Annotated in this window: 13 protein-coding genes; 4 read left to right on the forward strand and 9 right to left on the reverse strand. The window is 57.8% G+C overall.

Going from position 1 to position 11,834, the window contains the following annotated elements; genetic code table 11:
- Positions 1-47 precede the first annotated feature (47 nt).
- The 6 genes from proV to ERD80_RS20140 form a co-directional block, all read right to left on the reverse strand.
- Entirely contained in the window at positions 48-1,244 is a 1,197-nt protein-coding gene (gene proV, locus ERD80_RS20115; protein WP_136548296.1) for a glycine betaine/L-proline ABC transporter ATP-binding protein ProV, read from the reverse strand.
- Positions 1,245-1,840: 596 nt separating this feature from the next.
- Positions 1,841-2,800 carry a class 1b ribonucleoside-diphosphate reductase subunit beta gene (gene nrdF / locus ERD80_RS20120; RefSeq protein ID WP_058781804.1) on the reverse strand — a complete coding sequence of 320 codons (960 nt, stop codon included), beginning with the start codon at positions 2,798-2,800 and terminating at the stop codon, positions 1,841-1,843.
- Positions 2,801-2,808: 8 nt separating this feature from the next.
- Positions 2,809-4,947, reverse strand: a complete 2,139-nt coding sequence (nrdE, locus tag ERD80_RS20125) for a class 1b ribonucleoside-diphosphate reductase subunit alpha (RefSeq protein ID WP_072209715.1) — start codon at positions 4,945-4,947, stop codon at positions 2,809-2,811.
- On the reverse strand, positions 4,926-5,330 hold the full coding sequence (nrdI, locus tag ERD80_RS20130; protein ID WP_021506472.1) for a class Ib ribonucleoside-diphosphate reductase assembly flavoprotein NrdI: 405 nt from the start codon (positions 5,328-5,330) through the stop codon (positions 4,926-4,928). Before nrdI ends, nrdE begins: the two co-directional genes overlap by 22 nt.
- Before the next feature lie 4 nt (positions 5,331-5,334).
- Positions 5,335-5,577: a glutaredoxin-like protein NrdH gene (gene nrdH, locus ERD80_RS20135; RefSeq protein WP_058758244.1), complete on the reverse strand. Its 243-nt coding sequence runs from the start codon at positions 5,575-5,577 to the stop codon at positions 5,335-5,337.
- 343 nt (positions 5,578-5,920) lie between these two features.
- Positions 5,921-6,238: a DUF883 family protein gene (locus ERD80_RS20140; protein WP_136548298.1), complete on the reverse strand. Its 318-nt coding sequence runs from the start codon at positions 6,236-6,238 to the stop codon at positions 5,921-5,923.
- Positions 6,239-6,387: 149 nt separating this feature from the next.
- Here ERD80_RS20140 and ERD80_RS20145 point away from each other — a divergent pair, with 149 nt between their 5' ends.
- From ERD80_RS20145 to ERD80_RS20160, 4 genes are all read left to right on the forward strand, one after another.
- Complete coding sequence (locus ERD80_RS20145) at positions 6,388-6,726, forward strand: DUF2002 family protein (RefSeq protein WP_021506475.1); 339 nt, start codon at positions 6,388-6,390, stop codon at positions 6,724-6,726.
- 133 nt (positions 6,727-6,859) lie between these two features.
- On the forward strand, positions 6,860-8,275 hold the full coding sequence (gene mmuP, locus ERD80_RS20150; RefSeq protein WP_058776476.1) for an S-methylmethionine permease: 1,416 nt from the start codon (positions 6,860-6,862) through the stop codon (positions 8,273-8,275).
- Complete coding sequence (mmuM, locus tag ERD80_RS20155) at positions 8,265-9,197, forward strand: homocysteine S-methyltransferase (protein ID WP_104188767.1); 933 nt, start codon at positions 8,265-8,267, stop codon at positions 9,195-9,197. The genes mmuP and mmuM overlap by 11 nt, the downstream gene beginning before the upstream one ends.
- Before the next feature lie 99 nt (positions 9,198-9,296).
- A complete protein-coding gene (locus ERD80_RS20160) occupies positions 9,297-9,719 on the forward strand; it encodes a hypothetical protein (RefSeq protein WP_058758247.1) in 423 nt (140 codons plus the stop codon).
- Positions 9,720-9,806: 87 nt separating this feature from the next.
- Here the strand turns inward: ERD80_RS20160 and speG are convergent, their stop codons facing one another.
- From speG to ERD80_RS20175, 3 genes are all read right to left on the reverse strand, one after another.
- Entirely contained in the window at positions 9,807-10,352 is a 546-nt protein-coding gene (speG, locus tag ERD80_RS20165; protein WP_021506478.1) for a spermidine N1-acetyltransferase, read from the reverse strand.
- A gap of 89 nt (positions 10,353-10,441) precedes the next feature.
- On the reverse strand, positions 10,442-11,107 hold the full coding sequence (locus tag ERD80_RS20170) for an ABC transporter ATP-binding protein (RefSeq protein ID WP_058776474.1): 666 nt from the start codon (positions 11,105-11,107) through the stop codon (positions 10,442-10,444).
- The coding region (locus ERD80_RS20175) for an ABC transporter ATP-binding protein (RefSeq protein ID WP_136548299.1) at positions 11,100-11,834 on the reverse strand (735 nt) is incomplete at its 5' end. The genes ERD80_RS20175 and ERD80_RS20170, both read right to left, overlap by 8 nt.

An 11,834-nucleotide genomic window follows, 5' to 3' on the forward strand; every position in this document is an offset into this window, starting at 1 on the left:
TGCGCTGGTCTGGCTGGCGCTTTCCCATGGATTGGCGTTTTGTGCACTCATGGCTGGGCTCCTTCACGATCTAAAGCGCGTAACAGCGTGCTTTTGGAAATGATACCGACGTACTGCTGCTCTTCGCCGATCACCGGCACCGCACAGGGTGCCTGCGCGACGTGAGAGAGCAAATCGTTGAGCGAGGTATCGGCAGGAACCGCCAGCGGTGCGTCGAGCAGGGCGTTATCCAGCCCTTCACCGGCGGCGAGTGCCGCTTTCAGCGAGTCAGTGGAGACGACGCCGATGAATTTCTGTTTCTCCAGCACATAGCCATATTCGCGGTCTTCATCCTGCAGCAGTTTGATCGCCGAACGCGGACCGAAACCGGCGGCCTTACGAATCAGCGCGCCGGCGCTGCGGCGGGCGATATCTTTGGCGCTGAAGACGTGACTGATATCCACGCCGCGGAAGAAGGTGCGCACATAATCGTTGGCCGGATTATTGAGGATTTCATCCGGCGTGCCGACCTGCACCACTTCGCCGCCCTGCATGATGGCGATGCGGTCGCCAATACGCATGGCTTCATCCAGATCGTGGGAAATAAACACGATGGTGCGCTGATGTTTCGCCTGCAGTTTTACCAGTTCATCCTGCATTTCCGTGCGAATTAATGGATCAAGTGCGGAAAAGGCTTCGTCCATTAGCAATATATCCGGATTAATCGCCAGTGCGCGGGCTAATCCAACACGCTGACGCATTCCGCCGGAGAGTTCATCGGGCCAGGCGTGAGCATAATTTTCCAGTCCGACCTGACGCAGCGCGTCGAGCGCTTTTTCCTGCCGCTCCTGCAGCGCCACGCCAGCTAATTCCATGCCGAACGCGGTATTATTTAGCACCGTCATGTGCGGCATCAGTGCGAATGACTGGAATACCATGCTGATTTTATTTCTGCGCACATCACGCAATTCTGCGTCGGATATTTTGGCAATATCGACGCCATCAATAATCACCTGGCCGCGTGTCGGCTCGATCAGACGATTGAGAAGGCGAACCATAGTGGACTTGCCGGAGCCGGACAGCCCCATAATGACAAAGATTTCGCCTTCTTCAATGGCCAGACTGGCATTTTTGACGCCGAGTGAGAGGCCGGTTTTCGCCAGAATACTCTCTTTACTCTCGCCTTTTTCAATCAGCTTAAATGCCTTTTCGGGATGATCGCCAAATACCTTATATAAATTCTTTACTTCGAGTTTAATTGCCATGCAGTAATGAAATTCCTGGTTAAATGTCTGACTATTTCTTGTTGTACCCTGCGTAAATTTAAGCGCCTATACCGTAGCATAGTGAGATTATCTGACAACCCTTGACGGAAATATCTGGCGTGACACGTATGGCGCGACAGTGGCTAATTCCAGTGCCTGCAAGGGATGAGACGGGGTAAATTTTTTCTGAATTTTTTGTGAAATTAAACCGGTTTCGGCCAGAATTATTGCCGGAAGGCGGATAAATCACGCTTAGTCAGGCGAAATATTCCGACGATGAATGGCGCTAAATAGATAAAATAATCACGCGCGGAATTAACGTTATTTCGGGGGGATGGCGAGAATGCTGGAAAGGAAAATGAATGGTCGGAGCGTGGTGGAATCGGCATGAAATTAATCTGGTCGGCATAAATGCCGACCCTGTGGATGTATCATCAACCTAACCGCTGGGGCGCGTTCCGGTCGGCATGAATGCCGACCCTACAGATGCATCAACATAACTGCCGTAGGGCATGATTAACCCAACCGTAGGGTGCGCATTGATGCGCACCGCTTACAGTGCAAATGCGCAACCCCTTACTGTGCACCGCACGCGACTAGAAATTCCAGTCCTCGTCCTCGGTTTCGACCGCTTTGCCCATCACATAGGACGAACCGGAACCCGAAAAGAAATCGTGGTTTTCATCGGCGTTGGGCGACAGCGCCGACAGAATCGCCGGATTCACCGCCGTCAGCTCCGCCGGGAACAGCGCTTCGTAACCCAGGTTCATCAGCGCCTTGTTGGCATTGTAATGCAGGAAGGTTTTCACCTCTTCAGCCCAGCCCACGTCGGCATACAGCGCTTCGGTGTACACCACCTCGTTTTCATACAGCGCCAGCAGTAAATCGATGGCGAACTGCTGCAGCTCAGCGCGGCGCGCGTCGTCAACGGTTTCCAGCGCTTTCTGGTACTTATAGCCGATGTAATAACCGTGTACTGCTTCATCACGGATAATCAGTCGAATCAGATCGGCGGTGTTGGTCAGCTTGCCGCGGCTTGACCAGTACATCGGCAGCCAGAAGCCGGAGTAAAACAGGAACGACTCCAGAAAGACGCTGGCGATTTTCTTCTTCAGCGGATCGCTGGCGCGGTAGTGATCCAGCACGATTTTCGCCTTGTTCTGCAGGGCGGTATTCTCCTCACTCCAGCGGTAGGCGGCATCCACGTCGGCGGTGTTACACAGCGTGGAGAAGATCGAACTGTAAGAGCGCGCGTGAACCGCTTCCATAAAGCTGATGTTCGACAGCACCGCCTCTTCGTGCGGCGTCAGCGCATCTTCCATCAGTCCCGGTGCGCCAATGACGTTCTGAATGGTGTCGAGCAGCGTCAGACCGGTAAACACCCGAATCGTCAGCTGCTGCTGCTGCGGGTCGAGCGACTGCCATGCCGGCAGATCGTTGGACAGCGGCACTTTCTCCGGCAGCCAGAAGTTGCTGGTAAGACGGTTCCACACTTCGAGATCTTTCTCGTCCTGAATGCGGTTCCAGTTAATCGCCTGAATCTGTTTAAGTTGCATAGTCATCATCACAGTGCACAGGAAACGCAGCCCTGTACCTCCGTGCCTTGTAGCGCCATCTGACGCAGTCGAATGTAATAGAGGGTTTTGATGCCTTTCTTCCAGGCGTAGATCTGCGCTTTGTTGATATCGCGCGTCGTGACGTCATCGCGGAAAAACAGCGTCAGCGACAGGCCCTGGTCGACGTGCCGGGTGGCTTCGGCGTAAGTATCAATAATCGCTTCGGGACCAATCTGATAGGCATCCTGATACAGCTCAAGGTTGTCATTGGTCATAAACGGAGCCGGGTAATACACGCGGCCGGTTTTGCCCTCTTTACGGATCTCAATGCGCGACACAATCGGGTGGATGCTCGACGTGGCGTGGTTGATGTAAGAGATGGAACCGGTCGGCGGAATCGCCTGCAGGTTCTGGTTATACAAACCGTGCTGCATTACCGACGCACGCAGCGCCTGCCAGTCCGCCTGGTCGGGCAGGGCGATGCCGGCATCGGCAAAAATCTGCGCCACCCGGGCAGTACGCGGCTGCCAGCTGTGTTCGGTATATTTGTCGAAATAGGCACCGCTGGCGTACTGCGACTGCGCAAAGCCGTCAAAGCTCGTGCCGCGCTCCTGCGCCAGCAGGTTGGAGGTGCGCAGGGCGTGATACGTCACGCAGTAGAAATAGAGGTTGGTGAAATCCAGCGCCTCTGGCGAACCGTAAGCCATGCCTTCACGCGCCAGATAGCCGTGCAGGTTCATCTGCCCGAGACCGATAGCGTGCGAACGGCGATTGCCTTCCGCCACCGACGGCACGGAGGTGATGTCACTCATCTCGGAAACCGCCGTCAGCGCGCGCACCGCCACTTCCACGGTTTGCGCCAGATTACGCGAATCCATGGCGTGGGCGATATTCAGGGAGCCGAGGTTACAGGAGATATCTTTGCCGACGCGGCGATAGCTCAGGTCGTCGTGATACTCGCTGGCGCTGTTAACCTGCAGGATCTCCGAACACAGGTTACTCATGTTGATGCGACCGGCAATCGGGTTGCTGCGGTTCACGCTGTCCTCATACATGATGTAGGGATAGCCGGACTCAAACTGAATTTCCGCCAGCGTCTGGAAGAAGTCGCGCGGCTTGATGAAGGTTTTACGGATGCGATCGTCGGCCAGCATCGCCTCGTAGTGCTCGCTGATACTGATATCAGCAAACGCCTTGCCGTAAATACGCTCAACGTCGTAAGGCGAGAACAGCGCCATATCGCGGTTCTCTTTGGCCAGCTGGAAGGTGATATCCGGAATCACCACGCCGAGCGACAGCGTTTTGATGCGGATCTTCTCGTCAGCGTTTTCACGTTTGGTATCGAGGAAGCGCAGGATATCCGGATGGTGCGCATTCAGCCACACCGCGCCCGCGCCCTGACGCGCACCAAGCTGATTGGCGTAGGAGAATGCATCTTCCAGCATCTTCATCACCGGAATTACGCCGGACGACTGATTTTCAATGCGCTTGATCGGCGCGCCGGATTCACGCAGGTTGGAGAGCAGAAACGCCACGCCGCCACCGCGCTTCGACAACTGCAGCGCCGAATTCACCGCGCGGCCAATCGACTCCATATTGTCTTCAATGCGCAGCAGGAAGCAGGAGACCAGCTCGCCGCGCTGCTGTTTACCGCAGTTGAGGAAGGTGGGCGTAGCCGGCTGGAAGCGACCGCTCAGCATCTCGGCCAGCAGTTCCCGCGCCAGCGTTTCATTACCGCGCGCCAGCGTCAGCGCCACCATACAGGCGCGCTGCTCAAAGGTTTCCAGATAGCGTTTGCCGTCGAAGGTTTTCAGCGTGTAGCTGGTATAAAATTTCCACGCACCGAGGAAGGTGTGAAAACGGAAGCCCCAGGCGTCAGCCTCTTCGTGCAGCTGGCACAGGAAGGCGAAATCGTACTGGTTCAGCACCCCGGCTTCATAATAGCCTTCGGCCACCAGATAGCGCAGACGCTCGCCGTGCGAGTCGAATGGCACGCTGTTGGGCTGGACGTGCTGCAGGAAAAACTGGCGTGTGGCTTCATGATCTTTGCTGAACTGGATGCGGCCTTCGGCGTCATACAGGTTCAGCATCGCGTTGAGCGCGTGGTAGTCCAGCTGTGTGCTGTTCAGGGTGTCTGTCGTTGCCAAAATTGGGTCACTCCCGCTTTAACATGGGCAATATCGTCGGCGGTTCCCATCAGCTCAAAGCGGTAGAGATAGGGAACCTGACATTTCTGCGCAATGATGTCGCCCGCCAGGCAGAAGCCCGCGCCAAAGTTGCGATTACCCGCAGCAATCACACCGCGAATACCGCGCCGGTTGGCGTCATCATTAAGGAACTGAATCACCTGTTTCGGCACTGCGCCACGCGCGCTGCCGCCGCCGTAGCTCGGCACCACTAAAATGTAGGGCTGGTCAATGTGCAGGCGCTGCGTGGCGTCGAGCGGAATACGCCGCGCAGGCAGGCCGAGACGGGTGATAAACCGGTGCGTGTTTTCCGACTGGCTGGAAAAATAGACCAGTGGAAACATCGCTTTATCCCCCGACGGCAGCGAGCTGGCGCAGGCCGGCGATTTTGTCGGGACGGAAGCCGCTCCAGTGGTCGTTGTGCGTCATCACCACGGGCACCTGGCGATAGCCAAGCGATTTGAGCTGATCGATGGCTTCCGGTTGGGTATCGAGGTTAATCAGCTGGTAGTCGATGCCACTGCGATCCATGGCATTTTTGGTCGCGTCACACTGGACACACTGGCTCTTAGTGTAAATAATAATGCGCATGATTCGTATTTCCCTCTGGTTGTGGTCAGGTTGCGAGATACGAAGCAAAAACCCTTTTGCTGCGAACGTCGTCCCTGCTGACATCTGGTAGCGAGTTGATGTGTTGAATACTAGATGTAGTGGTATTGGTGGTCAAGCCCACCAGATATAGGGTTTTGTGATTTAAGCAGTCAGATTAGGGCTAATGCCAGCGATGATGCGCCCTGGCGCAGGGAAAAAATTTTTGTAAAGGGTTTTGCGGCAATTTTAACCAGCTGACAGCCGCCGCACCGGCGCGCTAATGCGGAGTGACGCGCAAAAAAAAAGCCCCGCATGCGCGAGGCTCCTGATGATTTTTAGCGATTTAGCGGCGTGTCATCAGCAGTGCGCCCAGCACCAGACCGACGGCGGCACCGATGCCCACGCCGTACCACGGTTTGTCATGCACGTAGGCATCCACCTGATAACCCGCATCGCGCGCGGCCTGAGTCACGCGGTTGCCACTGCCGTTGAGTTTAGCGCGCGTCTGTTTCAGCAGGGCCTGCGCCTGGCTGCGTGCGCTATCCACTTCATCTTTGGCTTCGCTGCCGTAAGATTTCAGTAAGGCTTCAAGCGAATCGGCCAGTTCGTTTACATCCTGATTGATATCAATGTCATCGTTTTTGCTGGTTCGATTAAACATTTTTCGCTCCCTTTGACTTAAAACGTAATACTAAGTGTAGACGAAACGTGACTAAACGCAGCCGTGTGCCAGGCTTTAGGGAAATTCCGAATGTCCTGTGCTGTCGTGCTGATGTAAGGTTGCGGGGCTGTGAGAAGAGAGGAGCAAGCATGTATTTACGTCCGGATGAGGTAGCGCGCGTACTGGAAAAAGCAGGATTCGAAATGGACGTCCTGACACCCAAAACTTATGGTTATCGCCGTGGCGAAAACTACGTCTATGTGAATCGCGAAGCCCGCATGGGGCGCACAGCGTTGATCATTCATCCGACCCTGAAAGAAAAAAGTCAGCATTTCGCTGAACCCGCATCAGAGATGAAAACCTGCGACCACTACACGCAGTTCCCTCTCTACCTGATGGGAGATTCGCAGGAGCACTACGGTATTCCCCACGGTTTTAGCTCGCGCATGGCGCTTGAGCGTTATCTGCAGGGCGTCTTCGGCGCCTGACTGGTGTGCCCCGTCGCGGCGGGGCCGCACACGCTTTCCCAATCCTTACCTTTTCCCACGTTGCAAATTGCCGCGCGGATGCGTATAACTCTGTGTCCATATAGAAGTTTAGACGTCCATATGGATATAAAGAATGCAAACTGAACCGACGCCTTCGCAGGCAAACTTCAAGCGCAGCATGAAGGTGCGGCATCTGGTGATGCTGTCGCTCGGCGGCGTGATTGGCACCGGGCTGTTTTTCAACACCGGCTACATCATCTCCACCACCGGCGCAGCGGGCACGCTGCTGGCCTATCTGATTGGTGCGCTGGTGGTATGGCTGGTGATGGTGTGTCTTGGCGAGCTGGCGGTAGCGATGCCGGAAACCGGCGCGTTTCACGTCTACGCCGCGCGCTACCTCAGTCCGGCGACCGGTTACACCGTGGCCTGGCTCTACTGGCTCACCTGGACGGTGGCGCTCGGCTCCAGCCTGACCGCCGCCGGTTTCTGCATGCAGTACTGGTTCCCGACGGTGCCGGTGTGGCTGTGGTGCCTGGTGTTCTGTGTCGCCATCTATCTGCTGAATAGTGTCTCGACGCGCTTCTTTGCCGAAGGAGAGTTCTGGTTCTCCATCATCAAAGTGATCACCATCATTGCCTTTATCGTGCTGGGCGCGGCGGCGATGCTGGGGTTCATCCCGATGAAGGACGGCAGCGCGGCGCCGGGATTACATAACCTGACCGCTTCCGGCTGGCTGCCGCACGGCACGCTGCCGATTCTGATGACCATGGTGGCGGTGAATTTTGCCTTCTCCGGGACCGAGCTCATCGGCATTGCGGCGGGTGAAACCGAGCAGCCGCAGAAAGCGCTGCCGCTGGCGATTCGCACCACCGTGGCGCGCCTGATCATCTTCTTTATCGGCACGGTCTTTGTGCTGGCCGCGCTGATCCCGATGGATCAGGCGGGCATCGTTAAAAGTCCGTTCGTACTGGTGTTCGAAAAGATAGGCATCCCGTACGCGGCGGATATTTTCAACTTCGTGATCCTCACCGCGATCCTGTCAGCGGCAAACTCCGGACTGTACGCCTCGGGACGGATGCTGTGGTCGCTGGCCAATGAAAACACGCTGCCGCGCTGCTTTGCCCGGGTCAACCGGCGTGGCATTCCGCAGCTGGCCATCACCGTGAGTATGCTCGGCGGCCTGCTGGCGCTGTTTTCCAGCGTGATCGCCCCGGATACGGTGTTTGTGGCGCTGTCAGCGATTTCCGGCTTTGCCGTGGTGGCGGTGTGGCTGAGCATTTGCGCCTCACACTACATGTTCCGTCGCCGCTATCTGCAGGCGGGCAATGCGCCGCAGCAGTTGGCGTACCGCGCGCCGTTCTATCCGCTGGTGCCGATCCTCGGATTTACCCTGTGTCTGCTGGCGTGCATCGGGCTGGCCTTTGACCCGTCACAGCGCATCGCGCTATGGTGCGGCATTCCTTTTGTACTGTTCTGCTACGCTGCTTATTATCTGACGCAAAAACGCCAACACGCTTTCAACGCTAAGGAGACCGATGATGTCGCGTAACCCCATCGCTGCGGCCCTGACCCACACTGATACCCTGATTCTGGATGGCGCGCTGGCGACAGAGCTGGAAGCGCGCGGCTGTAATCTGGCCGATACGCTGTGGTCAGCCAAAGTGCTGATGGAAAATCCCGAGCTGATTTATCAGGTGCACTATGACTACTTCGCCGCCGGCGCTAATGTGGCGATCACCGCCAGCTATCAGGCGACGCCGCTGGGCTTCGCCGCCCGTGGACTGGATAGCGGCCAGGCCAGCGCGCTGATCCGCCAGAGCGTGGCGCTGGCCCAGCGGGCGCGCGACGATTATCGTGCCACCACAGGCAGCCAGGCACCGCTGCTGGTGGCCGGATCGGTCGGTCCTTATGGCGCTTATCTGGCCAACGGCGCCGAGTATCGCGGCGACTACGCCTTGCCGGCTGCCGAAATGAAAGATTTCCACCGTCCGCGCGTGGCGGCGCTGCTGGAGGCGGGCGTGGATTTGCTGGCGTGTGAAACGCTGCCGTCGTTTGGTGAAATTCAGGCGCTGATTAGCCTGCTGGCGGAGTTTCCGCACAGCAGCGCGTGGTTCTCCTTCACGCTGCGCGATGCGCAACACCTGAGTGACGGCACGCCGCTGAGCAAGGTGGCGGAAGTCATCAATGCCGCGCCGCAGGTGGTCGCTGTCGGCCTCAACTGCGTGGCGCTGGAGAGCGTGACGCCGGCGCTGCAAACGCTACAGGCGCTGACGGACAAGCCGCTGCTGGTCTATCCTAACTCCGGCGAGCAGTATGATGCGGTCAGCAAAAGCTGGCACTCGGCGCCGTCTGGCTGCACGCTGCACGATAAGTTCCCCGAGTGGCAACAGGCGGGCGCACGGCTGATTGGCGGCTGCTGCCGCACCACGCCGCAGGATATCGCGGCGATTGCCGCCTGTTGTCAACCGTAATAAAGCGCAGAAAAGCGCCACTGATAGCGCGATTGAGGCGAGTGAAAAGGTCGAGAGGGCAGTTTAGACTGTCCTTTCTGATTCTGAAGCGGACCTGCTATGAACCTGCGACATCTTCTTCCCGCCTGCGCGCTGCTGCTGAGCGGCTGTGCCACGATTGTCGGCACCGAAACGCAACCGGTAAAAATTGACTCTGTGCCGCAGGGCGCGCGTTTCACCGTGCAGGATGAAACCGGCCGCGCGGTGGCGCAGGGCTATACGCCGCAGACGGTGGATCTGGCGAAATCCAATGGCACCTATTTCGGTAAGAAACATTATCAGGTGATGCTGGAGAGTCCGGGCTACGTGCCGCTGACGCTGCCCATCGAGGCCAGCGCCAACCTGTGGTACGTGCTGGGCAATATTCCGCTGCTCGGTTTCCCAGGCTGGCTGGTGGTCGATCCGTTTTATGGTGGTATGTATGACCTGAAGCCAGCGCACCCGCAGCCGCATCTCAACGTGGTCGGCGCACGCGGCGGTTAATTTGCACGGATGCGTAGCGGCGCGATTTATCGCGCTTAGTTAAATACGCGCAATAAATTGCGCCGCTACGGTTCGTGCCGATGGTTATTATTGCGCGGTAGGTTTCACCATCGCATTACCGGATTTATGCTGTGCCAGGTACTGCTGCTGGAAAATGCACATGCGGATGGTGTTGCGGTACTCGCCGTTGATGAAAAACTCGTGCTTCAGCACGCCTTCCACCTCGAAACCGAGCTTGGTGTAGATATGAATCGCCTTCTCGTTCTCCTGATCGACAATCAGATACAGCTTGTAGAGATTGAGCACCGAAAAGCCGTAATCCATCGCCAGCTTTGCCGCTCTGCTGGCTAAGCCCTTGCCCTGATGCGCCGGGTCGATGATGATCTGAAACTCCGCCCGGCGATGCACGTGGTTGATCTCCACCAGCTCGACCAGCCCGGCTTTTTGCCCGTCGTGTTCCACCACAAAGCGCCGCTCGGTCTGATCGTGGATGTGCTTGTCATACAGGTCAGAAAGCTCCACAAACGCTTCGTACGGCTCTTCAAACCAGTAGCGCATCACGCTGGCATTGTTATCCAGCTGATGGACAAAGTGCAGATCTTCCCGCTCCAGCGGACGTAATTTTACCGTCATACGGTGTTCCTTTAGATGACTGAATGGCTGTTGGGCAGCGGCGCAATCTACCTTCGGGATAAACTGCGCCGCGTTGCGCTCATGCCATGCTAACCAACAATCCGGCCCTGCGCCATGCGCGCGGCGCGATCGCACATATGATCGATCACGTCAGGATCGTGGCTGACCAGCACCATCGTCAGGCCATCATTCTGTTTGAGATCGTTAAGCAGATTCAGGATCTCGGCCTGCACCGACATATCCAGCGCCGACGTAGGCTCATCCAGCAGCAGGATCTTAGGCTCCAGCAGCAGGGCGCGCACGATGGCCACGCGCTGACGCTGCCCGCCGGACAGCTGATGCGGATAGCGATCCGCCAGCGCCGGATCCAGCCCGACATGGCGGAAGCCCGCGTTGATGCGATCGTCGATGTTGTCGCGTCGCAGCAGCTTAAGCGGTTCCGCCAGCGTGCGGCGCAGCCGGTGGCGCGGATGCAGCGAAGCGTAGGGATCCTGAAACACCATCTGCACATCGCGCCGCAGCTGGCCGGTAAAGGGTTTGCCTGGCTGCACGGCGGTATTCGCCAGCGTCATCTGGCCGTGCCAGTGCGGATTCAGTCCGGCCATTACCCACAGCAGCGACGATTTACCGCAGCCGGAAGGCCCCACCAGACCGAAACACTCGCCGGCCGCCACCTGCAGGTTCACATCGTGCACCACGGTGCGCAGTTCATAACCCTGTTTATGCGAGACGCTCAGGTTAGCTAATTCAATCATGCATCTTCTCCAGCGCCGCGCGATCCAGCACCGGCAGGCGTTCGCCGTGCGTCGCTTTACCCGGACGGCAGGCCCACAGCGTGCGGGTATAAGGATGGCTGGCGTCTGACAGCTGCGCCGCCGGCAGGGTGTCCAGCAGGCGGCCTTTGTACATCACCATCACCCGCTGACAGTGCTCGGAAACCTGTTGCAGATCGTGACTGATCAGCAGCAGGCCCATATTGCGCTGCTCCACCAGACGACGAATCAGCGCCAGCACCTGATCGCGCATGGCGTGATCGAGCGCCGAGGTCGGCTCATCGGCAATCAGCAGATCGGGATCGGTAATCAGCGCGATCGCCAGCATCACGCGCTGGCCCATGCCGCCTGAGAGCTGATGCGGATAGCGCTTCATCAGCTGGCGCGGCTCGGGCAGGCCCACCGCGTCCAGCATCTCGCACACTTTCTCTTTGCGCTCGGCACGGCTCAGCTTGCGGTGCAGCACCAGCGGCTCTTCAACCTGCCAGCCAATGGTGCGCGTCGGGTTGAGCGCGTATTTCGGATCCTGCATGACCATCGCCACTTTGCCGCCGCGCAGGCCAATCCAGTCGCGCTCGCGCAGGTGCAGGGCGTCTGCGCCCGCCACCTGCAGCTGGTCAGCCTGCAGCTGCAGCGCGGGCGACAGCAGGCCCATCAGCGCACGCGCGGTCAGGGATTTGCCCGAGCCGGATTCACCGACCAGCGCCAC

It is taken from the genome of Pantoea sp. R102 (assembly GCF_004916815.1).
Lineage (GTDB): Bacteria > Pseudomonadota > Gammaproteobacteria > Enterobacterales > Enterobacteriaceae > Pantoea > Pantoea dispersa.

Coding starts and splice junctions, on each gene's coding strand:
- proV (WP_136548296.1), bottom strand. CDS start 1,244: ATGGCAATTAAACTCGAAGTAAAGAATTTATATAAGGTATTTGGCGAT.
- nrdF (WP_058781804.1), bottom strand. CDS start 2,800: ATGCAACTTAAACAGATTCAGGCGATTAACTGGAACCGCATTCAGGAC.
- nrdI (WP_021506472.1), bottom strand. CDS start 5,330: ATGTTTCCACTGGTCTATTTTTCCAGCCAGTCGGAAAACACGCACCGG.
- nrdH (WP_058758244.1), bottom strand. CDS start 5,577: ATGCGCATTATTATTTACACTAAGAGCCAGTGTGTCCAGTGTGACGCG.
- ERD80_RS20140 (WP_136548298.1), bottom strand. CDS start 6,238: ATGTTTAATCGAACCAGCAAAAACGATGACATTGATATCAATCAGGAT.
- ERD80_RS20145 (WP_021506475.1), top strand. CDS start 6,388: ATGTATTTACGTCCGGATGAGGTAGCGCGCGTACTGGAAAAAGCAGGA.
- mmuP (WP_058776476.1), top strand. CDS start 6,860: ATGCAAACTGAACCGACGCCTTCGCAGGCAAACTTCAAGCGCAGCATG.
- mmuM (WP_104188767.1), top strand. CDS start 8,265: ATGTCGCGTAACCCCATCGCTGCGGCCCTGACCCACACTGATACCCTG.
- ERD80_RS20160 (WP_058758247.1), top strand. CDS start 9,297: ATGAACCTGCGACATCTTCTTCCCGCCTGCGCGCTGCTGCTGAGCGGC.
- speG (WP_021506478.1), bottom strand. CDS start 10,352: ATGACGGTAAAATTACGTCCGCTGGAGCGGGAAGATCTGCACTTTGTC.
- ERD80_RS20170 (WP_058776474.1), bottom strand. CDS start 11,107: ATGATTGAATTAGCTAACCTGAGCGTCTCGCATAAACAGGGTTATGAA.